Below are 26,998 nucleotides of genomic sequence, written 5' to 3' on the forward strand. Positions count from 1 at the left end.
CAGCGAGAATTCACCCTTATGGCGTCATCCCCAGAAAACCTCAGCATGGCCGTGTTTTGCGACTTCGAGAACGTCGCGCTCGGCGTGCGAGATGCAAATTACGAAAAATTCGATATCAAGCCCATCCTGGAACGCTTGCTGCTCAAGGGCAGCATCGTTGTCAAGAAGGCATATTGCGACTGGGACCGTTATAAAAGTTTCAAGGGCACCATGCATGAGGCGAACTTCGAATTGATCGAAATTCCCCACGTGCGCCAGTCCGGCAAGAATTCGGCCGACATCCGCCTGGTCGTCGATGCACTGGACCTGTGCTACACCAAGGCCCACGTGAACACCTTCGTCATCATCAGCGGCGATTCCGACTTTTCGCCGCTCGTGTCGAAACTGCGCGAAAACGCCAAGCAGGTGATCGGCGTGGGCGTCAAGCAGTCGACCTCCGACCTGCTGGTGGCCAACTGCGACGAATTCATTTTTTACGATGACCTGGTGCGCGAGAGCCGCCGCACGGCCGCCAAGCGCGACGCGCGCGACACGCCAGCGCCGAAGCGTTCGCCCGACGAAGAAGTGCGCCGCAAGGAAAAATACGAGTCGCGCAAGACGGAAGCGATCGAAATGGCCGTCGCCACCTTCGACGCGCTGGTGTCCGAGCGGGGCGACAGCGGCAAGATCTGGGCCTCGATGCTGAAAGAAGCGATCAAGCGCCGCAAGCCCGACTTCAGCGAGTCGTATTACGGCTTCCGCACCTTCGGCAACCTGCTGGAAGAAGCGCAGACGCGCGGCCTGCTGGAATTTGGCCGCGATGAAAAATCGGGCGCCTATGTCTACCGCAGCAGCGGCCTGGTTCCCGTGGCTGCGCCCGTGAACGGGGAAGCCGCCAGCGAAGCGATCGTCGCCGGCGAGACCGGCGCGACGGCGGAAGAGGGCAACAGCCGCGAAGGCGGCAGCCGCCGCGATTCGCGCCGCAATGGCCGGGGCGGCCGCAAGCAGAACGAGCAGCGCCGCGGCGAGTCCGCGCCACAGGCTTTCGTGCCGGTGGCCGACGCGGAAACGGCCGTCGAGCAGTATGCGCCGGCGCCGCAGCCGGAAGTGCGGCATGAAGTGGCCGAAGCAGTGGAAGCGGTGGCCGACGAGGGCAACGCCAAGCGCGGTTCGCGCCGCAACGGCCGTGGCGGCCGGAAGAATGGCGATGGCGGCCGTGAAGCGCGCGCCGAGGTGGTCGAGGCAGCGGTGGAAATCATGCCTGCGCCAGCGCCTGAACCGGTGCCCGAGCCGGTAGCCGAAGTGATCGTCGAAGCCGCCGCCGAAGCGAAGACCAAGGCCAAGCCGCGCACGCCGGCGCGCAAGACGGCAGCGGCGAAGAAGCCGGCCAAGAAGGCGGCCGACGCCGTGGCCGAAGTTATTGAGGCTGCACCGGTGGAAGTGGCCGTCGTGGCCGAAGACAAGCCAGCCAAGGCGCCACGCAAGACGCCGGCGCGCCGTCCCGCGCGCAAGAAGGCCGAAGTTGATTGATTGAAAGCCCAAAGCAAGAACTGGGGTCAGACGGGGACGCCGAGTCCCGTCGGGTCTGACCCCGGAGCTTTGCTGCGTATCAATACGTTCGGTGTATGCGCACCACCACCATTCCCCCAAACGTGTACGATGAGCCTGTTTTTAACGCGGCGGGCGGTCAAGCATGTACCACGGTGAACGGTTCAACAGCATTTCCCATACGGTGGGCGCCGCGCTGGCGGCCATCGGCGGCGTCATCCTGATCGTCGCGGCGGCCCGCACGGGCGACCCCTGGAAAATCGTCAGCTGCAGCGTGTATGCGGCCATGCTGCTGACCTTGTACCTGACTTCCACCCTGTACCACAGCGTGCGCGGCAAGGCCAAGGCCGTGCTGCAGCGGCTCGACCATTGCGCCATCTACCTGCTCATCGCGGGCACCTACACGCCCTTCATGCTGGTGACCCTGCGCGGGCCGTGGGGCTGGTCGCTGTTCGGCGTCGTCTGGGGCCTGGCCCTGTTAGGCATCGTGCAGGAATATGTGTACGCGAAAGGCGCGCGCATCCTGTCGCTGGTGATTTACGTGGCCATGGGCTGGCTGATCGTCATCGGCATCAAGCCGCTGCTGGCGGCGCTCGAATGGAACGGTTTTTTGTGGCTGGTGGCGGGCGGTCTGTGCTACACGGGCGGCATCGCCTTCTATGCCACCGACCACAAGCTGCGCCATGGCCACGGCATCTGGCACCTGTTCGTGCTGGCCGGCAGCAGCTGCCACTTTATCGCCATTTTGTTCTACGTTGCCTGACGTAGCGCGCAGCCGGGTCACGTTCCCTGACTATTGCCTGCAATCCATTATAATGCCCTGATCTGTGAAACAAGGGCAAGAATGGACATCAACTCGGACGACCTGAAAATCTTCGTCACCGTCGTCGACAGCGGCACCCTGAGCGCTGCCGCCGTGCACCTGGGACAAACCACCTCGGGCGTCAGCCGCGCCCTGTCGCGGCTGGAAGACAAGCTGGCCACGTCGCTGCTGACGCGCACCACGCGCCGCATGGAGCTGACGGAGGAGGGGCAGCTATTCCTGGACAAGGCGCGCGCCATCCTCGCCTCGATGGAAGACGTGGAAGAGTCGATCCGCATCCGCCGCCAGAAGCCGGCCGGGCGGCTGTCCGTCGATGCCGCCTCGCCTTTCATGCTCCATTGCGTGGTGCCGCACGTGGCCGAGTTTCGCGCCATGTACCCGGACATCCGCCTGGAGCTGACCAGCAACGACCAGATCGCCGACCTGCTTGAGCACCGCACCGATATCGCCATCCGCATCGGCGCCCTGGTCGACTCGACCCTGCATGCGCGCGCCCTGACTGCCAGTCCGCTGCACGTGCTGGCCACGCCCGCCTACCTGGCGCGCCACGGCGAACCCGCCACGCCGGAAGCGCTGTCCGGCCATGCGCTGCTGGGCTTTGCGCAATATGAACTGGGCAATCAGTGGCCGCTGCGCCACGAAGCGGGCAACAGCCTGCAGATCGTGCCCGCGCTGGCCGCCTCCAGCGGCGAAACCCTGCGCCAGCTGGCCCTGCATGACCAGGGCATCGTCTGCCTGTCCGATTTCATGACGAAGGACGACATCGCCGCCGGCCGCCTGGTGAAAGTGCTGCAGCCGTTCTATACAGGCTACCGCCAGCAGATCCACGCCGTCTACTACCGCAACACGCAGCTGGCGCAGCGCATCAGCTGCTTCCTCGAATTCCTGCAGCAGAAGCTGTAAGGCCCGGCCATGACGGAGATCAGCATGGAGTGTCCAACGTGCGGCGAGTATGGCGACCTGCTGCGCGCCACGGTCCGCAAGACGGTCCAGCAACTGATCGTCTGCACGGAATGCGATTTCGTGTGGCCGCATCCGGAGCGGGACATCGATCCGGCGCATGCCACGGATGTGGCTTCCCTGCTGGCGCAAGCCGGCCTGGACGATGACTGGGACGAGCTCGAACGCGGGGCAAGGCTGGCGGCGCCATAGCGCGGCAGCGGGCCGTGCCGCATTTCCCGTAGTACTACGTAAATACAAATGAATAGTTCAGGAGTATAGTGTTTATTCGTACAGTATTTATCGGACCCTGAAATCGAAGCACGCATTTGCGCCAGGCCGCGAGGGGCATGTCCCCGTTGCCTGGCATCTCACGCAAAGCGCAGGCGCCGACAGGGTCGCGATGGTGCCGGACGGCGTGCTGCATGCCGTGCCGATGGTGTCGACGCGCTGCTGCGCCGGCGCCGTGGCGGCGGCGATGGAGCGCATGACGGTGGTGCTGATCAAATGATGAGCGACTCCCCGACCCTGAGCCGTTTTTTTGTGCTCCTTCTCCTGGACCCTGGCGCTGGACTCCAAGCCCCACCTCGATCCGCTGATCCCACAAAAACATTCGATCATGCCGGCACTGCCGTTATCTGACTTGCCACCTTGAACCTGCTGCACACGGTTCGGATGGCTGTGTATCGACTAACGGAGTACAAAATAAAATGATGAATGACGCACATTCAACACCAGGGAAATTTTGTCTGGCCGATCTGGGCAGAATCCTCTTTTCCCTTGTCGTGCTGCTCGTGGCGCTGGCGCTGATCTATGGCGGCGGCAAGCTGGTCGGATTGGGCGGGTCGGGCTACTACCTGGTCGCCGGTCTTGCCTATCTGGTTTCGGCCATCCTCTTCTTCCTGAAAAAACGCAGCGGCACGCCGTTGTCTGTCGCCATCTTCCTGGCCACCTGCGTCTGGGCCCTGTATGAAGTCGGCCAGTTCAGTTACTGGGAACTGCTGCCAAGGGTGGTGGTGCCCGCCGTGATCCTGATGTGCAGCCTGTGGGTGGGCGCGGCCTTGCGAGGCAACTCTCCGCGCCAGCAGCGCGCCGCCAACTGGTGCGGACTCGGCATGTTCGCGGCCCTGCTCGCCACCCTGGCGGCCGCGTTTTTCCCGCACGGCGTGATCTCGGCGCCTGGCGCCAGCGCCGCCACGACAGCGATTGCGCAGGCGACCGATGGCGCGCCTGACAACTGGGAGTTCTTTGGCCGCGATGCCTCCGGCACCCGTTTCGCCCCCTATACGCAAATCACGCCGGGCAATGTCAGGGACTTGCAAGTGGCCTGGACATATAGAACGGGCCGCCGCACCACGGGAGCGGGCGCCGGCGTCGATGAAAACACCCCTTTGCAAATCGGCAACGTGCTGTATTCGTGCACGCCGGAAAACCTGGTGACGGCCCTCGATGGCGACACGGGCAAGCCGCTGTGGAAATTCGACCCGCATGCGAAGAGCGCGGAACACGTGACGTGCCGCGGCGTCGGCTATCACGACATCGACAAGGACAGCAGCCTGAGCGTGGCCGTCAAGGCGTCGTATGGCGCGCAGCAGCAATGCCGCCAGCGCATTCTGGTGTCGTCCGTCGATGCCCGTTTGTTTGCGCTCGATGCGCATACGGGCGCCCTGTGCCGGGACTTTGGCGAGCAGGGCTATGTCGACCTGAAGAAGGGCATGGGGCCGACGGAAAACAGCAAGCGCTATCACCCCACCTCGCTGCCCGTCGTCATGGGCCACCTGACGGTGGTCGGCGGCTGGGTACGCGACATCATCGCTGGCGAGCCGTCTGGCGCCGTGCGTGCCTTCGACGTGCTGAGCGGCAAGCTGGCCTGGGCCTGGGACGTGGGCGCGCCGGAAGGCGCCGATACCACGGCGCCGGCGCACCAGTTTGCGCTGGATACGCCAAACGTGTGGACCGTGCCGACCTACGACAAGGCCTTGAACCTGCTGTATCTGCCGACCGGCAATGGCCCGCCCGACTACTGGGGCGGCGACCGCAACGCCGTCAAGGAAAAGTACGGCTCGGCCATCGTCGCCGTCGATGCCTCGACCGGCAAGGCCAAATGGGTCTACCAGATGGTGCACCACGACGTGTGGGACTTCGACCTGCCTTCGCAGCCCGTGCTGTACGACATGAAAAATGCCCAGGGCGAGAAAACGCCGGTGCTGATCCAGACCACCAAGACCGGCCATATCTTCGTGCTGGACCGCCGTACCGGCAAGCCGTTCACGGAAGTGCAGGAGCGCGCCGTGCCGACCGCGCCGGCCGCGCATGGCGAACATCTGTCGCCGACGCAGCCGTACTCGGTCGGCATGCCCGTCATCGGCGCCGATCCCCTGACGGAAAAATCCATGTGGGGCATGACCACCTTCGACCAACTGTATTGCCGCATCCTCTTCAAGGATTCCGTCTACGTGGGGCCGTTTACGCCGCCGACCGAAAAGCCGTATATCGAATGGCCTAGCCTGCTGGGCGGCATGAACTGGGGTGGCATCTCCATCGATGAAAACACGGGCATGATGTTTGTCAACGACATGCGCATGCCGCTGCGCATGTCGCTGGTGACGCGGGAGGATACGAAAAAATTCAAGGTCTCGACCGATGAAGTGCCCGGCTTCATGGGCACCATCCGCCCGCAAGTGGCCGGCATTTATGGCGGCGTGAAGATCGACATCATGCAGTCGCCGCTGGGCGTGCCGTGCAACAATCCGCCGTTTGGCAGCATGAGCGCCATCGACCTGAATACGCAGAAGCTGGTGTGGCAGGTGCCGCTGGGCACGGTCAAGGATACGGGGCCGCTGGGCATCAAGACGCGCTTGCCGATCCCGCTGGGCATGCCTACCCTCGGCGGTCCGACCTCGACGGCGTCCGGCCTCGTGTTCTTCGCCGGCACGCAGGATTACTACTTGCGGGCGCTCGATTCGGCTACCGGCAAGGAAGTGTGGAAGGCGCGCCTGCCAGTGGGCGCCGTGGCGGCCCCGCTGATCTACAAGTCGCCTGCCAGCGGCAAGCAGTACGTGGTCATTTCCGCGGGCGGCACGAGCCATTCGCCTGACGTGGGCGACTACATCATCGCCTACGCCTTGCCGGACAGTCTCACCAGGAAATAAGCCGTTGCCGTAGAACGCAGTGCAAATAATCCCCGCTGGACGGGGATTATTGTTGCCCGTTCAACGGCGCCTGCCTGGCTAGGCCAGCGCCAGGGACTTGCCGCGCAGCAGCGTCTCGACCTCGTGCGCGGGCAGCGGCCGGCTGAAATAATAGCCTTGCGCCTCGTCGCAGCCGTGCTGGCGCAGGTAATCGAGCTGCTCGGCCGTTTCCACGCCTTCGGCCACCACGCGCAGTTTCAGATTGTGCGCCAGCGCGATGATGGACACGACGATGGCCGCGTCGTCCGCGTCGCGCGCCACGTCGCCGACGAAACTGCGGTCGATCTTCAGCACGTCGATGGGGAAGGTGCGCAGGTAGGCGAAGCTGGAATAGCCGGTGCCGAAGTCGTCGATCGACAGCTGCACTCCCAGCGCCTTCATGTCGTGCAGCTGGCTGACGGCCAGCGCCACATCGTGCATGAACAGGCTTTCCGTCAGTTCCAGTTCCAGGCAGGCGGGCGGCAAGCCCGTTTCCAGCAGCACTTCGGCGATCGAGGCCACCAGGTTCGGCTCGTTGAACTGGCGCGCCGACAGGTTCACCGCCAGGCGCAAGGTGTGCATTCCCGCCGCATGCCAGCGTTTCACCTGCGCGCAGGCCTCGCGCATGACCCAGGCGCCGATCGGCACGATCAGGCCCGTATCTTCCGCCAGCGCGATGAAACGCTGCGGCGCCACCATGCCCAGCTCCGGGTGCTGCCAGCGCAGCAGCGCTTCCACGCCGACGATGCGCCCGCTGGCCAGGTCCACCTGCGGCTGGTAATGCAGCACGAACTGTTCGCGTTCGAGCGCGTTGCGCAACGCCGTCTCGATGCGCAGGCGCTCCAGCGTCGCCTGGTTCATGGCCGACGTGTAGAACTTGATGTTGTTGCGACCCTGTTTCTTGGCGCAGTACATGGCGATGTCGGCCTGCTCGATCAGGTTTTGCGTCTCGCCATTCAGGGTCACGTCGCCGGGCGCGTCGTAGCGCGACGTGTCGTAGACGGCCACGCCGATGCTGCAGGTGACGAAAAACTCCTTGCCGTCCAGCAGTACCGGCTGGGCCACGGCATCCATCACGCGCTGCACGATGGCGGCGCTGAGCACTTCGTCGGCCTGTTCGCACAGGATGGCGACGAATTCATCGCCCGACAGGCGCGCCACCGTATCGGTTTCGCGCAGGCTGGCCTGCAGGCGCGTGGCGATGGTTTTCAGCAGCAGATCGCCGGCCTTGTGGCCGAGGCTGTCGTTGACGAACTTGAAGCGGTCGAGGTCGATCAACAGCACCCACAGCGCGCGGTTCTTGCGGCGCGACAGGGCCATCGCTTGCGCCAGACGGTCGCGCAGCAGGGCGCGGTTGGGCAAGCCCGTCAGCACGTCGTGGTGGGCGATGTGCTGGATTTGCTGCTCGGCCAGCTTGCGTTCCGTGATTTCGGAACCCGTGCCCCGGTAGCCGCGAAATTCGCCCAGCTCGTTGAACAGCGGTTCGCCATTGACGCTGAACCAGCGCAGCTGGCCATTGCGGTCGTGCATCGCATATTCGAGGTTGGAGAAGGGCAGGTGGGCTTCCAGGTTGGCGATATGCTGCTTGCCCCAGCGCGAATTGCGCATCTCCGGGTTGTTGTCCCAGCGCGTCATGCCGATGAAACGTTCCAGCGGCATGTTCGACTTGTCCGTGAAGCCGCTGGTGATGTGGGTGAAGCAGAAGTTGGCGTCCTGCTCCCAGTACCAGTCCGAGGACAGGGCCAGCAGGCGGCGGAAGCGCTTTTCGCTTTCCTGCAGGGCGCGCTCCGTGCGCTGGCGCGCGCGCACGTCGGCGCTGAGCAGCTCGTTGCTGCGCTTGAGGTCGGCCGTGCGCTGCTCCACCAGCAGCTGCACGCGGCGCGAGCGTTGCGTCAGCGATTGCACGAAGGCGGCCGTCAGCAAGCTGAACAGCAAACCCATGATCACGGTGAAAAGCGAGCCCAGGTGGTCGGCCAGGAAGGGCCGCGGATGGGCCACCACGCGCACATGCCATGGCCGGCCGGCGGAAAAAAAGGCACGGTCATAATGGCTGTGGTAGGCAAAGTGCAGCCAGCGCGGCAGCACCTCCCAGGTGACGCCCGCTTCGCCGGCAGGCGCCCGGCCATGCCGGAAGATCAACTGGCGCGGCTCGGCGCCGGCGTCGGCATAGACGCTCAGTTCAAGCTGGGAATCGCCGAGCAGGTCGGCGCCGGCGAGGATTTTCTGCACCAGTTCGCCGGCGCGCACGATGGCCGCCGTATCGCCGATCAGCGCCGCGCGCCGCTGCTGCACCGTTTGCAGGGGCATGCCGTGGCGGTACACGGGGCGCACGATGACGAAGCCCTGCTGCGGTCCCTGCGCCAGGGTCAGCAGGCCCGTGGCGGTGGTCTCGCCGCTGATGATCGCCTGTTCCAGCGCGCGCGCCAGCATGCCGCTCGGGCTGACGTTCAGGCCGAAAGCGGGGCCGTTGCCCTGCAGGGGTTCGAGATAGTCGACCACCATGTAGCTGGCCCGCGTCGTCGCGGGCACGATGACGCCGTCGCGCATTTCCGTCATGGCGTAGTCGGGCACGATGCGCCGCAGCTCGGCTTCGAATGCCGCGCGCTGGGCATGCGGCACGATGCGGTGGAAATTGAAGGCCTGGATGAACGGGTGGCGCTGCAGCAGCGGCGTGGTGAAGTCGTGGAACTGTTCGCGCGTGACGGGCACGACGGCGGCAAACAGCTGGTTCGTCGTGGTCAGCACCTCGACCGCGTCGTCGAGTCCCTGCTCGATGGCGGCCACCCTGGCGCCGGCGCGTTGCTGCAGGCTCAGGCTCATCTTGTCGTATTCGAGCTGGCTGATGGCGGCGAACAGCACGGCCGTCACGCTGACGCCGCAGGCAAGGGTCAGGGCGGCCGCGGCGGAAATCGACAATGGCAGGCGGCCACGCAGCATGGTTTTTCCTATCTCACTTCATGGACACAATTGCTCGGCAGCACCTGCCGGCCCGCGCAGGCCGTAGTTTGTCATAAACCACATCCATCATGCGAATTTTGTACCGGATCGCTGCTAATAAGCAACAATATTTACGGTCGTGGCGGACGACTATCAGTTGTAGCGCGCGCCTGATTGCCGGCGCAAACGCCACAGTTGCCATGCCGGCAGCAGCCGGTTCAGGAAAGCCAGGCCGCATACCCGGCGCCAGCGCACCAGGCGCACGACGCGCACGGCGCGGCCGTCGGCGCCTTGGCCGTGTTCAGGCTTGGCGGCGAAGACGATGCGGTTGTTGCCGGCGATGCCGTCGAAGTGGCAGACGGCGCCGCGGAAGGTGAGCATCAGGCGCGCCAGCATGGCGGGGTAGTGCTCGTCATAACTGAACAGGTTGGCCGCCAGCACGCCGCCGGGCAGCAGGGCGCGCAGGCAGTCCGCATAGAAGCGCGCGCTGCCGAGGGCGGGCGGCAAGCCCGTTTCGTCGTAACCGTCGAGCAGCAGCACGTCGGCGCAGCCCGGATGCTGGCGGATATAGCTGACGGCATCCGTCTCGATGATGCGCAGGCGCGCGTCGTCGGGCGGCAGCATGAACTGCTCGCGCAGGGCGATCACGTCGGCGCGCAGTTCCAGCACAGTGATGCGGGTGTCGGGCAGGTGGCGGTGGCAGAATTTCAGCAGCGAACCGCCACCGAGTCCCACCATCAGGATATGCCGCGGGTGCGGCACGAACAGGGTAAAGCACATCATGGCGCGCGCATAGCGCAGCAGCAGATGGTCGGGGCGCGACAGCAGCATTTCGCTCTGGATCATGCCAGGCTGGAATTCCAGGCGGCGCCGGTCGCCACAGGTATGCACCTGCGGGGCAAGTGGGGTGGTGCTTCTGTGTTGCGGCATGGGACGACTTCGCTGAGTGGGCTGGGGAAGATGCTTTGTTGCATTCAGAGAAATCTGATAAGCTCCCGTGAGCATACCCGATTAATCCGCGCCGAGCATGCGTATATGCAGATATACGGCGCGCGGCGGCACGGCCGCGCAGTCGGGCACCATGGAGACAAGCATGTTTTTGGATCACCCCATCATTACGGCGACGAACAGTTTTACGGAGCCTGACCGCATCGAGCGGCTGACGCGCGTGTACGGCTACGCTGCGGCGCTTGCGGACCAGGCCGCCAATGTCGGCTTCATTGAAAAAGTGGCGCAGATCCACGATCACAAGGGCACCCTCATCGTATTCTGGCACGAGGCGCCCAGCGACGTGGAAAAGCAGTATTTCGTGCAGGCCTGGGCCAGCAAGATCGGCGACGGCAGCACCAATGTCGAACACGAAATCTGAAACAGCGTGCCGCGGCTTCGCGGCGATGGCGTAGCCCATGGATATCAAGACCCTGGTACTGGCCCTGGCGCTCGGCAACCTGAGCCTGTGCGCAGCCCTGTTCTTCTTCGAATACGAGCGCAAGAAGTCGCTCAGCATGTCTACCTGGGCGGTGGCCAAACAATGCCAGGCTATCGCCTGGTGCCTGCTGTATTTCCGCGGCGTGCTGCCCGATTTCCTCTCCATCCTGCTCGGCAATAGCCTGCTGTTTGCCGGCATGGCGCTCGATGCGGGCGCGCTGTGGCAGGCGGCCGGGCGCGGCGGCTGGCGACGTTATGTATTGCCGGCGCTGGGCCTGTCGGTGGCCCTGTTTACCGCCTGCTACCTGTTCGACGTGGCGCCGCTGCTGCGCAGCGCCGGCGGCTCGCTGATCGTGGCCGGCTTTTTCCTCGCCGGCGTGGCCGCCCTGTGCCTGAAATGGCGCGAGGCGAGTATGCTGCGCCGCTTCCTCGTCGTCAGCATGGGCGTGCTGTCCTTGCTGATCGCCGCGCGCGGCGTGCTTGCCGCCGCCGTTCCCGGTTTCGATGCGGAGCTGATGCAGCTGGCCGGCTTCGGCGCCCTGTACCTGATGATGCTGACGAACGCCTTCGGCTATCTGCTGCTGTCGCGCGAAAAACTGGGCGGCGAGCTGGCGCGCCTGGAAGTGCTCGACGCGGCCACGGGCGTGCCGAACCGGCGCGGCTTTTACCAGGCGCTGGCGCCATGGATGGCGCTGGCGCGCCGGCCCGGCTTGCCGACGGCGCTGGTGGTGCTCAATATCGACCATTTCAAAAGAGTCAACGACAGCTATGGCCATCCGGTGGGCGATGCGGTGCTCAAAACCATCGTCGACACCTGCCGCCAGCAGCTGCGCGACAGCGACCTGATGGGCCGCCTGGGCGGCGCCGAGTTCGCCATCCAGTTGCCGCGCACGACCCTGGCCGATGCGCTGATGGTGGCCGAGCGCATCCGCGCCGCCGTCGAAGCGCTGCCCGTCAAGACGGAGCGCGCCGTGCTGCAGCTGACGGCCAGCCTGGGCGTGACCACCATCCGCGCCGAAGACAGCACCGTCAGCCTGTTCAAGCGCGCCGACGAAGCGCTGCAGGCGGCCAAGCAGGCGGGCCGCAACAGAGTCGTCGAGGCGCAAGGCGCCAGTACGCTGGACGTGTAAGCCCGCTTACTTCTTGCGCGAGCCCAGCCAGCTCGGTTCCTTGCCGCATTCCTTGGGCAAGAACAAGGCATCGAGGCCCGGATCGCAGCGATGGTCAGGCGCCTTCATCGGCTCGACGGTCAGCCATTCGCTCTTGGGCAGTATCTTTTCTTCGCGTGGTTCCACGGGCGGCGCGGGCGGCAGGCTGTCTTGCCACCGTGCCTGCGCGGCGGGCGCGGGCGCGGTGGCCCAGTTTGCGTCGACCTGCGCTGTGTGCGCTGGCGGTGTGTCCGCGTGTGCGGCGGCGCTCAGCAGGCTGCCCGCGAGGATGAACGCACGCATGGCTGTGTTGTTTATGGAAATCATGGTTTGTCCTTGGTCGATGCCGGGAAGGCGGACCCTGCATTATGACGGCGGCAGCAAGCAAAAAGACATGAAAATTGCAACGGCATGTTACCAAAGGGACTATAGTTACTGGTAGCAAGCAGGTGCACTGCGCCAAGGGAATTGTCCGGCCGGTCAGGCGGGGTCGCCGTCATTCGACCATGTGTATTCCCTAACTTGCATTTAAGCTAGGCAAGTTATGCTATGGCATGCACGCCAGGCTGTCCTTTGCCGTCCGCACCGCGCCCCTCTTTTTTTTACTCTTGCCAGGCTCATAATGAAAATGCTCAAATCCCTGCCTGTATGGCCGCTTGCCGCCCCGCTTGCCGGCTGGCTCTTCCTCTTCGGCTCCACCTTCAATGTCGGCGGCGCCTACCAGATATTGCTGGTCGCCGGCCTGATCGGCAGCGTGCTGGCCGCCGTGTACCACGCGGAAGTGGTGGCGCACCGCATCGGCGAACCGTATGGCACCCTCGTGCTGGCGCTGGCCGTGACCCTGATCGAGGTGGCGCTGATCGTCTCGCTGATGCTGGCCGGCGGACCGGAAACGACGGGCCTGGCGCGCGACACCGTGTTTGCCGCCATCATGATCATTTTGAACGGCATCGTCGGCATCTGCCTGCTGCTGGGCGCCGGGCGCCACCGCGAGCAGACCTTCGGGTTGCTGGGCGTGAGCGCGTCGCTGGCCACCCTGGCGGCCATCGCGATTTTGACGCTGGTGCTGCCGAACTACACGTCGAGCGCCGCCGGCCCGTACTACAATTCCAGCCAGCTCATTTTCATCGCCGTCATCTCGTTGGTCCTGTACGGCACCTTCGTGCTGGTGCAGACGGTGCGCCACCGCGATTACTTCCTGCCCAAGGAAGCCGTCGGCGATGAAGAGGTGCATGCGGCGCCGCCCACGCCCACCGTCGCCTGGGTCAGCGCCGGTGCGCTGCTGGTGTGCCTGGGCGCCGTGGTGCTGCTGGCCAAGTCGCTGGCGCCGGCGCTGGAGACGGCCATTGCCGCGATGGGCGCGCCGAAAACACTGGTCGGCATCGTCATCGCCGCCATCGTGCTGCTGCCCGAAGGCCTGGCCGCCGTGCGCGCGGCGCGCGCGAATCGCCTGCAAACGAGCTTGAACCTGGCGCTCGGCTCCGCGCTGGCCAGCATCGGCCTGACGATACCCGCCGTGGTGGTGGTGTCGCTGGCCACGGGCCTGACCATTACGCTGGGACTCGATATCAAGTCGACGGTGCTGTTGTTGCTGTCGCTGATGGTCGCTACCCTGTCGCTGGGCACCGGCCGCACCACGGTCATGCAGGGCACGGTGCACCTGGTGATTTTCGCCGTGTATCTCTTCACGACCATCGTCCCATAAGTTGCCGCACGGCTGCCGTTTTGTCACAATCCTGTCACGCCGCTGTCATACGATGAGGGTAGTGTGGTAGGATTTTTAAATCGTTTAAATGATTTATATAGTTTAGCAACTGAATTTGCCAACTTTTTCAGTTGGCACAGCAATGACAAGACAAGAGGCCAGTATGTATGCAGCGGTGGACCTGGGGTCCAACAGTTTTCGTTTACACGTCGGCAAGCATGATGGCGACACGATCCGCGTGGTCAAGAGCGTGCGCGATCCGATACGCCTGGCCGCCGGCCTGGACGCCAATGGCGACCTGACCGAAGCGGCCATGCAGGGCGCGCTGGCCTGCCTGCAGCGCTTTCGCGTCATCCTCTCCGGTTTCGAGCTTGAAGCCGTGCGCGTGGTGGCCACGTCGGCCATGCGCGTGGCGCGCAACGGCGCCGTCTTCCTGCCGCTGGCCGAGCAAGCCATCGGCTACCCGATCGAAATCATCTCGGGCGAGGAAGAGGGACGCCTGATTTACATGGGCGTGGCCAATGCGCTGGCCATTCCCGGCGAACGCCGGCTGGTGATGGATATCGGCGGCGGTTCGACCGAACTGATACTGGGGCGCGGCAATGATATCGAACGCGTCGAATCCTTCAGCCTGGGCACGGTCAAGCAAAGCCTGTCGTTCTTCATCGGCGGGCGCATCGACGCGCCGTCGTTCGAGGCGGCCATCCTGTCGGCGCGCAGCCATTTCGAGGATGCCGCGCCGCCGTACCATCCGCAGCACTGGAAGACGGCCTACGGCTCTTCCGGTACCATCCGCACCATCGCCGACATCATCGCCCGCAACAAGCTCGGCGACGGCTTGCTCACGAGCGCCAGCCTCGATGCGCTGGCGCGCCGCTTCATCGAACTCGGTCACACCAGCCGCATCGACATGCCCGGCTTGCGCCCCGACCGCGCCAGCACCATCGTCGGCGGCCTGGCCATCTTGATCGGCCTGTTCCGTGAACTGGCCATTCCCGCCATGACGCCGATCGAGGCGGGCTTGCGCATGGGCGTGATGTGGGACCTGTACCTGCGTTCGACCAAGCGCGACCGGCGCGAACAGTCGGTGCAGGGCTGCATGGAGAAATTCCATATCGACCAGCAGCGCGCGGGCCGGGTGGCCGAGCAGGCGCTGGCCATGTACGCGCAGCTCAAGCCCACGTCCGACGCCCTGGTGAAATGCCTGCGCTGGAGCAGCCTGCTGCACGAGGTGGGCCTGGCCGTGTCGCAGACGGGCTACCACAAGCATGCATCCTATATCGTGGAAAATGCGGACTTGCCCGGTTTTACGACGCGCGAACAGAAGACCATGAGCCGGCTGATCCTGGCGCAGAAGGGCAACTTGCGCAAGATCGGCGAGGTGCTGTCCGACCCCGATTTCGCCAAGGCCGTGCTGGCGCTGCGCCTGTCGATCCTGCTCATGCATGCGCGCATCGAGGCCGATTTCAGCGAACTGCGCCTGCGCATGAAAAGCCGCATCGAACTCGACATCAAGCGCGGCTGGGTGGCGCACCATCCCACCGTGTCGTTCTGGATCGAGAAGGAGCAGGAATTCTGGGATGAGGTCGGGGTCGATTTCACCATCCGCGCCAGCGCCTAGAAGGTCATGTCGTGCGCATGACTTGATGTGCAGCAAGCAAGATTTCAAAAAACAGTATATATTGTTTATATTATTTACTAGATTGGAGAATCCATGACCAAAACCGTCCCAGCGAAAAAGGCCGACAGCGCCCCCGTATCGATGTTCCCGACCAGCGCCTCGATCAACGCGGCAGCGGCCAAGCCTGCAGTGAAGGCTGCGGCCAAGCCGGTGGCAAAAGCCGCCGTCAAGCCAGTGGCCGCCAAACCGGCCGCTGCGAAGCCGGCAGCGGCGAAACCTGTCGCCGTCAAGCCTGCCGCTGCCAAGGCGCCCGCCGCCAAGCCGGCGGCCAAGGCCGTTGTGGCCAAGCCGGTCGCCAAGGCGGCGGTAAAAGCCGTTGCCAAGCCAGCGGCCAAGGCTGCCGCGAAGCCGGCCGCCAAGGCCGTTGCCAAGCCGGCAGCGAAAGCGGTCGTCAAGCCGGTGGCCAAGGCCGCCGTTAAGCCTGTGCCGGCGAAAAAAGCGCTGGTCGCCAAGGTCGCCGCCGTCAAGGAAAAAGCCCGCAAGCCGAAACTGGTGCGCGACAGCTTCACCATGCCGGAAGCGGAATACGAAGTCCTGGGCCAGGTGAAAAAAGCCTGCCTGAAGGCCGGTTTCGAGATCAAGAAAAGCGAATTGCTGCGCATCGGCGTGGCGCTGATCAGCCAGATCGACCTGGCCACGCTGCAAAACGTGTTGGCCGGCTTGCCGCAGCTGAAAACGGGCCGTCCGAAGAAGGATTGATGGCGCGGGCAGGGGCCGCACCCTGCCTGGCCGTTCTGGTTTACCATGGGGCCTGTGATAGTTCCCCCATGGTTGCCATGTCAGAAGATACAAAGATCGAACGCGCCGGCTTCGTCGAGCGCGCCATCGTCCGCCATCGCGCGGGCCAGTCCACCGATGCCATCGACCACGTCGCCGAGGAAATCCCCGTCGCGCTGGTCTTTAATGGCATTTCCCACGTCGTCATGATGGCCACCCCGCGCGACCTGGAAGCGTTCGCGTACGGCTTTGCGCTGACGGAAGGCGTGGTGGCATCGGCTGCCGCCATCTTCGACTGCGAAGTGTTGCTGCGACCGGATTCCGCCGAAGTGGCCTTGAGCATCGCGCAGGAGGATTTCGTGCGCCTGAAGGACCGGCGCCGCCAGCTGACGGGCCGCACGGGCTGCGGCGTGTGCGGCATCGACAGCATCGACATGCTCGATTTGCGGCCCGCGGCGCTGCCGCCATCCCTGATCCGCGTCGACCTGCCAGCCGCGCTGGCGCGCGCATCAAGCGGCTTGCGCGAGCACCAGGCGCTGATGCGTGAAACGGGCGGCGTGCACGCGGCCGCATGGTGCACGCCCGACGGCGATATCGTCCACGTGTTCGAGGATGTCGGCCGGCACAATGGTCTCGACAAGCTGATCGGCTACCTGGCGCTGCACGCTATCGACATGCGGCGCGGCTTCGTCTTCCTGTCCAGCCGCGGCAGCTACGAGCTGGCGCGCAAGGCGGCGCGCATGCAGATACCCTTGCTGGCGACGATTTCCGCACCCAGTTCGCTGGCCATTTCCATCGCCACGCAGGCCGGCATGAAGCTGGTGGGTTTCTGCCGCCAGGATGCGTACGTCGACTACACGCCCGGCATCACCGTGTAGCTTGCGCTGCGTTCCAGCAGCACGGGCACTGACTTCGACGTGGGCGTGCCGGCACCGTCGGCCGTGCTGGCCAGCGGCACCAGCGCATTCGTCTCCGGGTAATACGCGCCCAGGCAGCCGCGCGGGATGTCGTAGGCGACCAGCCGGAAACCGTCGGCGCGGCGCGCGACGCCATCGTCCCAGGCGCGGATCAAATCGATCATGTCGCCATCCTTAAAACCCAGCATGGCGATATCGGCCGCATTGGCGAAGACGACCTTGCGCGTGCCATACACGCCCCGATAGCGGTCATCCATGCCGTAGATGGTGGTGTTGTACTGGTCGTGCGAGCGGGTGCTCATCAATACCATCAGGCGCTTGCCGTGGCGCGCGCGGGCGCGGTGCAGCGGCGTGTCCAGGTCCAGCGGGGCGACGAGGAAGCTGGCCTTGCCGCTGGCCGTCTTCCACACGCGTTCGCGCGAGGCCACCGTCAGGTGAAAGCCGCCTGGCTGCGCCACCCTGGCGTTGTAGTCGTAAAAGTCGTCAAATACCTTCGCGATGTCGTCGCGGATGCGCGCATAGTCGGCCGCGTACGCGCGCCAGTCCACCAGGGCGTTGCCCACCGTCGCTTCGGCCATGCCGGCCACGATGGCCACTTCCGAGCGCAGCTGCGGCGAAGCGGGCGCATTGCGCCCGTACGAGATATGCACCATGCTCATAGAGTCTTCCACCGTTACGCCCTGCGCCACGCCGTGCTGCAGGTCGATCTCCGTGCGCCCCAGCGTGGGCAGCAGCAAGGCTTCCTTGCCGATGACCAGGTGGCTGCGATTGAGCTTGGTGGCTACCTGCACCGTCAGCGCGCACTGGCGCAGCGCGGCGCAGCTGACGGGCGTATCGGGCGCGGCGGCCGCGAAATTGCCGCCCAGCGCGACGAACACCTTGACGTCGCCGCGCCGCATGGCGTCGATGGTGGCCACCACGTCGTGGCCGTGTGCGCGCGGCGGAGTAAAACCATACACCTGGCCCAGGCGGTCGAGGAAGGCGCTCGTCGGTTTTTCTTCGATGCCCACCGTGCGGTCGCCCTGCACGTTGGAGTGACCGCGCACGGGGCACAAGCCCGTGCCCGGCTTGCCGATCTGCCCGCGCAGCATCATCAGGTTCGACAGCATGCGGATGGCCGCCACGCTGTGCTTGTGCTGCGTCAGGCCCATGCCCCAGGTGGCGATGATGCGCTGACCTTTGATGAATATGTCCGTCAATGCCTCGATCTGCACGCGCGCCACGCCCGATTCCGCCACGAGCAGTTGCCAATCCTCTGCGCGCAAGTCGTCGCGGAAAGCGTCGAAACCGTTGCAGTGCTCAAGAATGAAAGCGTGGTCGATGACGGCGGGCCTGCCTGCCGCCTGCGCCGCATCGTCGTGCTCGACGACGCGCTTGGCGACGGCCTTGATCAGGGCGAAGTCGCCGCCCAGGGTGGGCTGGACGAACAGGCCGGCCAGGCGCGTGCTGCCCAGGGTCGCCATTTCCCGCGCGCTTTGCGGGTCCATGAAGCGCTGCAAGCCCCGTTCGCGCAGGGGATTGATGGAGACGATGCTGCCGCCGCAGCGCGCGCACTCGCGCAGCTCGCCCAGCATGCGCGGGTGGTTGGTGGCGGGATTCTGGCCGAAGATGAGGATGGTGTCGGCCAGTTCGAAGTCGTCCAGGGTCACCGTGCCCTTGCCGATGCCCACGGTGGCAGGCAGTCCGCGGCTGGTCGCCTCGTGGCACATGTTGGAGCAGTCGGGGAAGTTATTGGTGCCGTACAGGCGCGCCATCAGCTGGTACAAAAAAGCCGCTTCGTTGCTGGCGCGTCCCGACGTATAAAACGCGGCCTGGTTAGCATCGGGCAGGGCGCGCAGGTGGCGGCCCACGAGGGCGTAGGCGTCTTCCCAGGCGATGGGCACGTAGCGGTCGCTGGCGGCGTCATAGACCATCGGTTCGGTCAGACGGCCGTGCTGCTCGAGCGCGTAGTCCGACTGTTCCAGCAGCTGCGTGACGGTGTGGCTGGCAAACAGTTCCGGGCCGGCGCGGCGGCTGGTCGCTTCGGCGGCGACGGCCTTGGCGCCGTTTTCGCAAAAGGCGAACGTGGATGCGTGGTTGCGGTCGGGCCAGGCGCAGCCGGGGCAATCGAAACCGTCCGGCTGGTTTTGCGCCAGCAGCGCCTTCAGATTCGCGGGCGCGACCCGCTCCTGGCGCAGGCTGATGGCCACGTGTTTCAAGGCGCCCCAGCCGGCGGCAGGCTTGGTGTAGGGCGTGATATGGACGGCGTCGGTGTCTGTCATGGGCTCTTTCGGCTGGGCGAGTGTGGTAATTATGCACGATCCCCGAATGACATTGACTTGAGTCATGGAAATGACATTCGGCTGTCATTTTCCTGACATATTAGGCAAGTACGCTGGAGTCGTCTTGATCACAGGGGATGAAACCATGCAAAACATAATCGCATCAAACGAAGCCAAGGTCCGTCCGGTCCAACTGGTGCTGAGCCAGGCCACCACGGCGGCGGAATTGCGTGAAGTCCAGCGTTTGCGTTACAAGGTGTTTATCGAGACGATGGGATTGACGTCGCTGGCCAACGCCGATGGCCTCGACAGCGATGAATTCGACGCGCACTGCGATCACCTGATCGTGCGCGACGCCGACACCCTGAAAGTGGTGGGCACTTACCGCGTGCTGAGCGCGGCCAAGGCGGCGAAGATCGGCCGCCTGTATTCGGAAAACGAGTTCGACCTGAGCCGCCTGAAGAACCTGCGCGGACGCATGGTCGAAGCGGGCCGCGCCTGCATCCACCCGAAATACCGGGGCGGCAGCGTGATCATGCTGCTGTGGTCGGGCCTGGCCGAGTACATGCGCCGCGAGCGCTGCGACTACCTGGTCGGCTGCGCCAGCATCAGCCTGGCCGATGGCGGCCATAACGCCGTCGCCGTGTACCAGGCGCTGGCCGAAAAGCACATGGCCCCAAGCGAGTACCGCGTCACGCCGCACCTGCCTTTCCCCATCCACCAGGTGGAAGCGGCGCACAAGCCGCAAGTGCCGCCGCTGATCAAGGGCTATCTGCGTTCGGGCGCCTGGATTTGCGGCGAACCGGCGTGGGACCCTGATTTCGAAAGCGCCGACATGTTCATGATGATGCCGCTGGCGAATCTGGACGAGCGCTATGCGCGCCATTATGGCGTGGTGCCAGGCTAGGATTGCCGGGGCTGCTGCCGGGCAGCGAGGCTTGCAGCTGGCTGGCCAGCGCCTGCACGGCGCTGCGCAAGCCGGTCTCCGGGCTGTCGGACGGCAGCAGTTCGAGCAGGAAGCGCAGCGGCGCCGTGATCGTTTCGGGTTCGCCGATGCTGCCGTGGCGCCGCACGGCGTCGTGGTACAGGGCCAGGAAGGCGGCGCGCGCGGGCGCGTCGAACGGTTGGCCTGCCGGCGCCTGCCACAGGGCCGCCAGCAGGGCGGCGCGCACGGGGGCGCCGGCATCGATGGCGCGGTGTTCATCCGCGTGGCGCTGGCGCGCATAGGCGATGGCGTCGTGCAGCAAGTCGCCCAGTTGCGCATCGAGCGTGCCCCAGGCGCCGCCGTCGCCATGGGCTTTCAGCAGCAGGGCGCCCCCCAGCACCTGGAAAATCAGGTCGCAGTCGGCCGCGCCGCTGCGCCGCCGCGCTTCTTCCAGCGCGGCCAGGCAGGCATCCGTCATGGCGCGCAGGGCCGGCGCGCCGGAGTTTCCTGCGCGGCAGGCCAGGCGCGCCTGCAAGGCCCAGTAGCGTCCCAGCAGGGCCAGGCGCTGTGCCGTGGGCGCCAGCGCCACCAGCAGGTCGATATGCTGTTTTCCATCCTGTAGCAACTGGCGTCCCTGCGCCATATCGGGCACGGCGGGCACCTCGATGCCGGCGCCCGCATCGAGGCCGCACAGGGCCGCGCCCTGGCGTATCTCCAGTTCAGCCCAGTGTGCGAGCGCGCGCAAGCCCACCTTGCCGTCGGCCGCGCTGTGCGCCGCCCGGTAGTGTTCGATGGCGCGCAGGGTGTTCTCCAGGCCGCCGAGGCCGGCCCGTGTGGCGGCCATGTTTTCGCGGATGTCGGCGCAGCCGAAGAAGCGCGCGCGCGCGGCTTCCTCGATGCTGCCCAGCTTTTCCTCGATGGCCGCGCGGCGCGCGGGATCGGCGCCCGCCAGTCGCGCGTGCAGGGTTTCCAGGTCGGCCAGCAAATGGCCGTGGTAGTGGTAATCGGGCGCTTGCCAGGGCCGGCTCTGGGTGTTCGGAAAGCGGTAGCGGTCGTCGCCATACGCCTGGTAGGCGCCCCAGGTGTTCGACGCCGGGAACTGCAGGTACGCCGCCTCGCGCGCCAGGCGCACGGCGTCGCCGAAGTATTCGCCGCTCAGCATGGCGTGATAAAAGCTGTGCGCGAAGATGCTGGCCGCCTGGTCGTCGATGCGCCAGCCTGCCGCGATCACCGCTTGCGAGCCCATTTCAATGAAGGCCGTGGCCAGGCTGGCGGCCAGTTTCGACCATGGTGCGATGGCGTCCGGGCGCATGTCGCCCAAGTGGCAGCAATTGATGAAGACGAATTGCGGCACGCGCTTCAATTTACCCACCTGCGCCGCCGTCAGCCGCGTCTTCGGTCCCAGCACCAGCCCCGTATGGGCGATGCCGGGGCCGGCCACTTCGCCATGGCCGGCCAGGTGGATGGCGAAATAGCGCTCGTCGAACAGGTGTACCAGCACGCGCTGCGCCTGCGGGCGCAGCAGCTCGCGCACCTGGTAGCCGTACGCGCCGAACATGCGCGCCACGTCCTGCGCCTCGGCCTGCGCGGCTGGCAGCTCGGGCAGGCCGGAATCGGTGTCGCCGATCACCAGCACGCTGTTGCTGGGCGGGCTGACGGCGGACGGCTGCTCGCGCAGGCTGGCCAGCTGGCGCACCATGCCGATGCGCGTCGACAGCGGGCTTTCCTCGCTGCCCGCCTCGTCGCGCATGAGTTCCCACGGGTAGATGGCGGCGCTCTGGTCGACGGCCAGGATCAGGCCGCGCATCTCGGGGATGGCCGCCTTCAGGCCATTGGGCAGCATCAGTTCGTACAGCGCGCGCGACAGGCCCGGCTGGTCGGTGGTGTTGTCGGTGGCGTCCATGATCAGGCCATCGACGGCTTGCCGCTGGTTCGGCTCCTCGTCGACGCTGTTGTGGGCGCGGTCCGTCAGCACCGTGAAGCGCAGGGCGCCGGAGAGATCCGCGGCGACGATCTGCACGCGGCGCCAGCCGTTGTCGCCGCTCAGGCTGGGCAGGATGCGCCTGTAGCCGCCGGGGCTGTGGCGGATGCGCCGCTCGAACGTGAAGCTGCCCTGGTAGCGCGCCTCGGCCATGAACTGTTCGATGGCCACGGCGGCGGCGATGGCGCGCGCTTCCGACTGTTCGTAGATGGCGATATGGCCGATGCGGCACGCCATGCCCGCGTCTTCGAGGCGCCGGTTGGCGCTGCGCGCGCCATCGATCAGGGCCCGCGTGCACAGGGCGATGCTCAAGCCGCCATAGCCGGAACCGGACAGCAGGCTGGCCACCCGCAAGCCGTGCTCGCCCATCGGCGGCGCGGCCGCATGGCCGGCGGCGCGCACCTGCAGGCAGACGCACGCGTATTCGAGCAGGCCGCCGGCAAAGGCGCGCGCCAGTTCGCCCGGCGTCAGCTCGCCCAGCGCGCCCAGGCCGATGACGATGGCGCCGCCGGGCCGTCGCGCCGCATCGGGCTGCAGCACCACGAGGGCGGAGTCGGGGCGTTGCGGAAAGCGCCCGAGCGCATGGATTTCCTAGAGCTTGCCCGCCAGCAGGCGGTCCAGAAAGCTCATGCTGCCGCGCAGCGATTCGGACGCGTAGCAGCCGCTCATGACGGGCGCGTCGGCCGAGGCCATGCTGCCGTGGATGACGGATAGGCTCAGCTGCGGCGCGCGGCTCTCCGGCGCGCTGGCGGGGCCGGCGGCGCCGATGGCGGCGTCGAGCAGTTCCTGCGGCTGCGGGTACAGCGGCGTGGCGTCGGGAACGCAGGGATGGAAGCGGGGCGGAGCGCCGCCAGGCGCGTGCGGCGGGTGGCGGGGCAGGGCGGCGCCCTGGCCGCTGTCGAGCAGCTGCGCGATGGCCGGGTAGGTTTCTTTTTGCAGCAGCAGGTCGCCATGCGCCACCGGCAGGTAGCAGGCAGTCACGCCGTCCGGCACCGCGCCTTGCCAGGCCGTGCGGCCATCGCCGTCCGGCGACCAGGCCGTTTCGATGGCGCCGTCGCGCAGGCGTAGCGCCACCGGCGTGTCGGCGCAGCCGGCCAGGTAGCTGCAATGGCGGGCGTCGAGCGGGGCCGCTTCCAGCAGGGCCACGGTGGCGCGGGCCGCGGCCAGCGCCTGGGCCTCGGGCGCCTGCCAGCCGCCGGGCAGGCCCGCTTGCGCGTCGCCGGCGGCCAGCTGCGCCCAGGTCTCTGCGTCGAAATAATCGATGCCGCCCGCCTGCGGCCACGGCAGCATGTCGAGCACGCCGGGAAAGGAGCGCACGAAGCCGAGAAACTGGCGCCGCGTGTGCTTCCAGCTGATCCAGCACGCCAGCATCTGCACCAGCCGGTCGCGCCCCAGCAGCACTTGCACCATCGCCTGCGTGCCGCGGTTGGCCGTGCCCACCTGCAGCAGGCGGCTGCCGGGCAGGGCGCCGAAGCGCTGCCAGCGGTCCTTCAGGGCCAGGCGCGCCACCAGTCCGCCCATGCCGTGGGCAACGATGCGCAGCGGTTGTCCGCGCTGTTCCGCGTCGCGCATGGCGATGTCGAGCACGGGCAGGAAGGTGCTGCACGACTCCTGCAGCGACAAGCGCCAGTCATAGGTAAAGGGCCGCACCTCCTGGCTTTGCGCGAGAAAACTGGCAAACGGCTCATAGCAGGACTCGATCCAGCCGGCGCTGACGATGTGCGGCTGGCCCACGGCCAGGCGTTCGATGCGCCCTTCGACCAGGTTCACGGGGTCGAACCAGATGCGGTTGCTGCCCACTTGCAGGTGGCTGCCCATGATGTCGGGCAGCAGCAGCACGATGGGCGCGTGCGCGCGCCGTTTCGGCACTTCGCCGCCGCGCGCCAGCGGGCCGTGCTCGATGCCGGGCAGGGGCTGGTAGGCGGTCTCGTCGCCCGCGAGCGCCTGCACGGCGGCCTGGCTCGATGGCGCGCGCTCGAAGTAGTTCAGGTGGTGCGTGTGCGGTCCTTGCAGCAGCAGTTGCCGCACGGGCGTGCTGCGCGTGGCGCCGCCGGCCATCGAGGCGCAATTGACCACCAGGTCGTTCTGCCCGCCGTGCAGCTGGTCGCCGAGGCAGTCGCCCAGCCACCCCAGCAGGCCATCGCCGCTGCACGCGCCGGCCAGCACGTGCAGCGGGCTGGCCACGCGCACGTCGGGCGCATTGAGCAGCGCCACCAGGGGCGAGTCGGGCATCATCGCTTCCAGGCCCGGCAGGATGCGCGCGTCGCAGCGCTGCTGCACCACGGCCAGCAGGAAGGCCATGGCGCCGTCGGGAACGCCGTCGTGCAGCAGCAGGTTGAGCATCACGCTGGCCCAGCGGTCCAGACGGCCCGACATCAGGGTGGTGCCGCGCGACGGGCAAGCCACGCGCACGAAACGGGCGATGCGGATGGCGCGCGTCTTCAGTTCCACGCTCAATTCGCGCAGGCGCGCCGCATCGGCGTCGTAGCCGCCGCGTCCCCCCAGCCGCGCCTGCGCCGTGAAGTGTTCGATATCGTGGCTGTTGAACGCTTCGCCGCCCACCGTGTTTTCGCTCAATCGCTGCAGGCCGTCGCCGGCCAGGTCGACGGCGCCGCGGCTGTCGATGCGCTGCGCGCGCGCCAGCAATTCGCCCACCAGGCCGCCGCGCGAATGGGTCAGCAGGTGCAGCACGGCGCCGTGCGGCAACAGGCGCACGAGCGCCAGGGCGTTCTCTATGGGGCTGTCGCTGAGGCTGCGGTGCTCATAGCCGTAGATGCGGTTGCCGTATTGCGCCGCCAGTTGCGGCGCCAGGCCGTTGCGCCACAGGCCGCCAAAGCTGCGCAGGGTCGATGAGGCCGTGCCGTGCAACAGCAGCAGCACCGGTTCCGGCCCGGAGGGCAGGCTGGCGACGGCCGTCATGCTGCCGGCCTCGATGCCGCAGCGGTACAGGCCCAGGCGCTGTTCCAGCTGGCGGTCCTGGAAGGCGCCCGCCGCCGCCAGCGCCGTCATGGCGGCGGCGCCGCAGCGGTACACGCGCACGGCCCGCAGCATCCAGGCGCCCAGGCCGTCGCGGCTGGCGCCGGGCGGCTGGCGCGCCGCCTGCGGGCGCAGGGCCAGCCCCACTTCGATGCTGGCGGGCGCGCCGTCGCGCGCCAGCGTGGCCGGCCCCAGGTAGCGTGGCAGGTCCAGGCTGCCTGCCAGCAGCGAACTGCCGTCGCACAGCAGCAGCTGCACCACGTCGGCCGGGCCGATATCGAGTACGGTGCGGCAGCTGCCGATGCCGCGCGCGCTCGACAGCACATGGGTTTCGCCATGCCAGCCGGGCGCGGCGGGACAGTCGCCGGCGCTGGCAAGGGGATCGCGCGTGAGCGTCAGGCGCAGCACGGGCGGCGCAAGGGGATCGCTGGACATGCGGTTGGGATCGTTGGTTAAAAGCTGACCTTGATGCCTGCGCGGACTATGCGTGTTGTGTCAGATCAAGTATGTGTGGAAATGCAGGGGGGAGAAGCTGGGAGGGCTGGAGCGGCAGGGCAGAGAAACGGTCAGCATGGTTTGGGCTGGGTCTCTTCGCTATCGTGCTCGGATGTGGTGCGGTGAGCGAACTACGCGAATTGTATGGCAAAAGTTCATGGCGCCGGGGACCTGGGTGCCTGGCATGGCATTACAACAGCGGGTGGTTCAATGGACTGGCGTGGCGGACAGTTCCTTCAGTTCGCGGATGGTGATGTCCGATTTTTCATGCATGCGCAATAAAATCGTTGCACCGACCGACAGTTTGCCGTGCCGAATCTTGCTGATGATGGGAGGCTGAACTTCCAGGACGCGGCACAGTTCCGCATCATTTTTCAAGTTCAACTTCTCGATCAAGGTATCGAGCAGCTTGTTGGGCACAAAACTCGATGGTTCGAGCGCACGCGCCCGGTTCATCGCTTCAATCATTTCCAGCTTCTTTTGTCGAACGTTCATTTACTCCTCCTTCAGGTTATGCAAGGGACGGGACCACTTTATATGGTCCCGGCTATAGTTCGTCATCGCAGTACGGCTGTCTGGGTGACGTGACAACATTCGTGCTACAACATTGATAACCAGGCAAGTGTTTTCAATAATACTACGATAACAAAACTTGTGACAGATGGTCAGTTAAATTAACTGATTGTTTGATCAATTTGGTTGACGGTTGTTGTATTTTGTAAGCCGCTTTTCGTCAGAATCATGGTCCGGTCCGCCATTTCGGCGGCGGCCAGCGAGTGCGTGACCATGATCGCGCAACTGCCGTTGGCCTTGACTTCGGCGCGCAACAATTGCAGGATGCTGTGCGCCGTGTCCGGGTCGAGGTTGCCGGTGGGTTCATCGGCCAGCACCAGCGCCGGCTTGTGCACGAGCGCGCGGGCGATGGCCACGCGCTGCATTTCGCCGCCGGACAATTGCTGCGGAAAGTCGCCGCCGCGTCCGCCCAGGCCGACGGCCTCGAGCATGCTGGCGGCACGCTCCTGGGGCAGTCCGTTGAGCAGCAGCGGCAGGGCCACGTTTTGCAGCAGGGTCAGGTGCGGCAAGACGTGGAAAGCCTGGAAAATAAAGCCCATGCGGGCGCGACGCAGCCGGGTGGCGGCGGCGTCATCGAGGCTGGACATGGCAATGCCGTCCACCAGGATAGGGTGCGCTTCGGCACCCGCATCGGGCGTATCGAGGCCGGCGATCAGGTTCAGCAAGGTCGACTTGCCCACGCCCGAATCGCCCATGATGGCGATGAATTCCCCCGCCCTGAAACGGCAGGAAATATTGGCCAGCACGGGACGGGCGTTGGCATAGGACTTCGACAGATGGCGCAATTCGAGCATG

20 protein-coding genes are annotated in these 26,998 nt (G+C 65.8%); 12 read left to right on the forward strand and 8 right to left on the reverse strand.

All coding sequences use genetic code 11. From position 1 onward, the window contains the following. The first annotated feature begins 18 nt into the window (after nt 1-18). The 5 genes from ACQ4W4_RS17445 to ACQ4W4_RS17465 all read left to right on the forward strand — a co-directional run bounded on the left by ACQ4W4_RS17445 (nt 19) and on the right by ACQ4W4_RS17465 (nt 6,441). A complete protein-coding gene (locus ACQ4W4_RS17445; protein WP_436543063.1) occupies nt 19-1,509 on the forward strand; it encodes an NYN domain-containing protein in 1,491 nt (496 codons plus the stop codon). Nucleotides 1,510-1,672: 163 nt separating this feature from the next. Further along, the gene (gene trhA, locus ACQ4W4_RS17450; RefSeq protein ID WP_152282767.1) at nt 1,673-2,290 is read left to right on the forward strand and encodes a PAQR family membrane homeostasis protein TrhA; all 618 of its coding nucleotides are present in this window, start codon (nt 1,673-1,675) and stop codon (nt 2,288-2,290) included. 81 nt (nt 2,291-2,371) lie between these two features. Further along, entirely contained in the window at nt 2,372-3,253 is an 882-nt protein-coding gene (locus tag ACQ4W4_RS17455) for a LysR substrate-binding domain-containing protein (RefSeq protein WP_436543064.1), read from the forward strand. A gap of 24 nt (nt 3,254-3,277) precedes the next feature. Continuing rightward, a complete protein-coding gene (locus ACQ4W4_RS17460) occupies nt 3,278-3,502 on the forward strand; it encodes a hypothetical protein (protein WP_436543065.1) in 225 nt (74 codons plus the stop codon). A 497-nt stretch (nt 3,503-3,999) separates the two neighbouring features. Next, complete coding sequence (locus tag ACQ4W4_RS17465) at nt 4,000-6,441, forward strand: membrane-bound PQQ-dependent dehydrogenase, glucose/quinate/shikimate family (RefSeq protein WP_436543066.1); 2,442 nt, start codon at nt 4,000-4,002, stop codon at nt 6,439-6,441. A gap of 78 nt (nt 6,442-6,519) precedes the next feature. Here ACQ4W4_RS17465 and ACQ4W4_RS17470 read toward each other — a convergent pair whose 3' ends face one another. Both ACQ4W4_RS17470 and ACQ4W4_RS17475 read right to left on the reverse strand, forming a co-directional pair. Beyond that, nucleotides 6,520-9,396, reverse strand: coding sequence for a bifunctional diguanylate cyclase/phosphodiesterase (locus ACQ4W4_RS17470; RefSeq protein ID WP_436543067.1), 2,877 nt, complete (start codon nt 9,394-9,396; stop codon nt 6,520-6,522). 153 nt (nt 9,397-9,549) lie between these two features. Further along, the gene (locus ACQ4W4_RS17475; protein WP_436543068.1) at nt 9,550-10,326 is read right to left on the reverse strand and encodes a spermine/spermidine synthase domain-containing protein; all 777 of its coding nucleotides are present in this window, start codon (nt 10,324-10,326) and stop codon (nt 9,550-9,552) included. A 163-nt stretch (nt 10,327-10,489) separates the two neighbouring features. Between ACQ4W4_RS17475 and ACQ4W4_RS17480 the strand changes: the two genes are divergently transcribed. Both ACQ4W4_RS17480 and ACQ4W4_RS17485 read left to right on the forward strand, forming a co-directional pair. Further along, entirely contained in the window at nt 10,490-10,765 is a 276-nt protein-coding gene (locus ACQ4W4_RS17480) for a hypothetical protein (RefSeq protein WP_099408658.1), read from the forward strand. A 37-nt stretch (nt 10,766-10,802) separates the two neighbouring features. Continuing rightward, complete coding sequence (locus ACQ4W4_RS17485) at nt 10,803-11,954, forward strand: GGDEF domain-containing protein (protein ID WP_436543069.1); 1,152 nt, start codon at nt 10,803-10,805, stop codon at nt 11,952-11,954. Nucleotides 11,955-11,960: 6 nt separating this feature from the next. Here the strand turns inward: ACQ4W4_RS17485 and ACQ4W4_RS17490 are convergent, their stop codons facing one another. Then, nucleotides 11,961-12,299, reverse strand: a complete 339-nt coding sequence (locus ACQ4W4_RS17490) for a hypothetical protein (protein WP_326457567.1) — start codon at nt 12,297-12,299, stop codon at nt 11,961-11,963. A gap of 295 nt (nt 12,300-12,594) precedes the next feature. Between ACQ4W4_RS17490 and ACQ4W4_RS17495 the strand changes: the two genes are divergently transcribed. From ACQ4W4_RS17495 to fdhD, 4 genes are all read left to right on the forward strand, one after another. Beyond that, nucleotides 12,595-13,677, forward strand: a complete 1,083-nt coding sequence (locus tag ACQ4W4_RS17495; protein ID WP_071077959.1) for a calcium:cation antiporter — start codon at nt 12,595-12,597, stop codon at nt 13,675-13,677. Between the two features lie 163 nt (nt 13,678-13,840). Further along, a complete protein-coding gene (locus ACQ4W4_RS17500; RefSeq protein WP_436543070.1) occupies nt 13,841-15,298 on the forward strand; it encodes a Ppx/GppA phosphatase family protein in 1,458 nt (485 codons plus the stop codon). Nucleotides 15,299-15,391: 93 nt separating this feature from the next. Next, entirely contained in the window at nt 15,392-16,057 is a 666-nt protein-coding gene (locus ACQ4W4_RS17505; RefSeq protein WP_436543071.1) for a hypothetical protein, read from the forward strand. 77 nt (nt 16,058-16,134) lie between these two features. Then, entirely contained in the window at nt 16,135-16,953 is an 819-nt protein-coding gene (fdhD, locus tag ACQ4W4_RS17510) for a formate dehydrogenase accessory sulfurtransferase FdhD (protein ID WP_436543072.1), read from the forward strand. On the opposite strand, the gene ACQ4W4_RS17515 is transcribed toward fdhD, so the two are convergent. Continuing rightward, a complete protein-coding gene (locus ACQ4W4_RS17515) occupies nt 16,929-19,253 on the reverse strand; it encodes an FdhF/YdeP family oxidoreductase (RefSeq protein WP_436543073.1) in 2,325 nt (774 codons plus the stop codon). The genes fdhD and ACQ4W4_RS17515 overlap by 25 nt on opposite strands. Nucleotides 19,254-19,398: 145 nt before the next feature. On the opposite strand from ACQ4W4_RS17515, the gene ACQ4W4_RS17520 reads away from it, so the two are divergent. Further along, entirely contained in the window at nt 19,399-20,160 is a 762-nt protein-coding gene (locus ACQ4W4_RS17520) for a GNAT family N-acetyltransferase (RefSeq protein WP_436543074.1), read from the forward strand. Here ACQ4W4_RS17520 and ACQ4W4_RS17525 read toward each other — a convergent pair. The 4 genes from ACQ4W4_RS17525 to ACQ4W4_RS17540 form a co-directional block, all read right to left on the reverse strand. Further along, complete coding sequence (locus ACQ4W4_RS17525) at nt 20,093-22,699, reverse strand: CHAT domain-containing protein (protein WP_436543075.1); 2,607 nt, start codon at nt 22,697-22,699, stop codon at nt 20,093-20,095. The two genes, ACQ4W4_RS17520 and ACQ4W4_RS17525, sit on opposite strands and share 68 nt — an antisense overlap. 51 nt (nt 22,700-22,750) lie before the next feature. After that, on the reverse strand, nt 22,751-25,570 hold the full coding sequence (locus ACQ4W4_RS17530) for a DUF7379 domain-containing protein (RefSeq protein WP_436543076.1): 2,820 nt from the start codon (nt 25,568-25,570) through the stop codon (nt 22,751-22,753). A 267-nt stretch (nt 25,571-25,837) separates the two neighbouring features. Then, nucleotides 25,838-26,125 carry a hypothetical protein gene (locus ACQ4W4_RS17535; RefSeq protein ID WP_034757399.1) on the reverse strand — a complete coding sequence of 96 codons (288 nt, stop codon included), beginning with the start codon at nt 26,123-26,125 and terminating at the stop codon, nt 25,838-25,840. A gap of 179 nt (nt 26,126-26,304) precedes the next feature. Further along, complete coding sequence (locus ACQ4W4_RS17540; RefSeq protein WP_436543077.1) at nt 26,305-26,997, reverse strand: ABC transporter ATP-binding protein; 693 nt, start codon at nt 26,995-26,997, stop codon at nt 26,305-26,307. Nucleotide 26,998: the final 1 nt, after the last annotated feature.

It is taken from the genome of Janthinobacterium glycogeni (assembly GCF_051380725.1).
Classification (GTDB): domain Bacteria; phylum Pseudomonadota; class Gammaproteobacteria; order Burkholderiales; family Burkholderiaceae_D; genus Janthinobacterium.

Coding starts and splice junctions, on each gene's coding strand:
- ACQ4W4_RS17445 (WP_436543063.1), top strand. CDS start 19: ATGGCGTCATCCCCAGAAAACCTCAGCATGGCCGTGTTTTGCGACTTC.
- trhA (WP_152282767.1), top strand. CDS start 1,673: ATGTACCACGGTGAACGGTTCAACAGCATTTCCCATACGGTGGGCGCC.
- ACQ4W4_RS17455 (WP_436543064.1), top strand. CDS start 2,372: ATGGACATCAACTCGGACGACCTGAAAATCTTCGTCACCGTCGTCGAC.
- ACQ4W4_RS17460 (WP_436543065.1), top strand. CDS start 3,278: ATGGAGTGTCCAACGTGCGGCGAGTATGGCGACCTGCTGCGCGCCACG.
- ACQ4W4_RS17465 (WP_436543066.1), top strand. CDS start 4,000: ATGATGAATGACGCACATTCAACACCAGGGAAATTTTGTCTGGCCGAT.
- ACQ4W4_RS17470 (WP_436543067.1), bottom strand. CDS start 9,396: ATGCTGCGTGGCCGCCTGCCATTGTCGATTTCCGCCGCGGCCGCCCTG.
- ACQ4W4_RS17475 (WP_436543068.1), bottom strand. CDS start 10,326: ATGCCGCAACACAGAAGCACCACCCCACTTGCCCCGCAGGTGCATACC.
- ACQ4W4_RS17480 (WP_099408658.1), top strand. CDS start 10,490: ATGTTTTTGGATCACCCCATCATTACGGCGACGAACAGTTTTACGGAG.
- ACQ4W4_RS17485 (WP_436543069.1), top strand. CDS start 10,803: ATGGATATCAAGACCCTGGTACTGGCCCTGGCGCTCGGCAACCTGAGC.
- ACQ4W4_RS17490 (WP_326457567.1), bottom strand. CDS start 12,299: ATGATTTCCATAAACAACACAGCCATGCGTGCGTTCATCCTCGCGGGC.
- ACQ4W4_RS17495 (WP_071077959.1), top strand. CDS start 12,595: ATGAAAATGCTCAAATCCCTGCCTGTATGGCCGCTTGCCGCCCCGCTT.
- ACQ4W4_RS17500 (WP_436543070.1), top strand. CDS start 13,841: ATGTATGCAGCGGTGGACCTGGGGTCCAACAGTTTTCGTTTACACGTC.
- ACQ4W4_RS17505 (WP_436543071.1), top strand. CDS start 15,392: ATGACCAAAACCGTCCCAGCGAAAAAGGCCGACAGCGCCCCCGTATCG.
- fdhD (WP_436543072.1), top strand. CDS start 16,135: ATGTCAGAAGATACAAAGATCGAACGCGCCGGCTTCGTCGAGCGCGCC.
- ACQ4W4_RS17515 (WP_436543073.1), bottom strand. CDS start 19,253: ATGACAGACACCGACGCCGTCCATATCACGCCCTACACCAAGCCTGCC.
- ACQ4W4_RS17520 (WP_436543074.1), top strand. CDS start 19,399: ATGCAAAACATAATCGCATCAAACGAAGCCAAGGTCCGTCCGGTCCAA.
- ACQ4W4_RS17530 (WP_436543076.1), bottom strand. CDS start 25,570: ATGTCCAGCGATCCCCTTGCGCCGCCCGTGCTGCGCCTGACGCTCACG.
- ACQ4W4_RS17535 (WP_034757399.1), bottom strand. CDS start 26,125: ATGAACGTTCGACAAAAGAAGCTGGAAATGATTGAAGCGATGAACCGG.
- ACQ4W4_RS17540 (WP_436543077.1), bottom strand. CDS start 26,997: ATGCTCGAATTGCGCCATCTGTCGAAGTCCTATGCCAACGCCCGTCCC.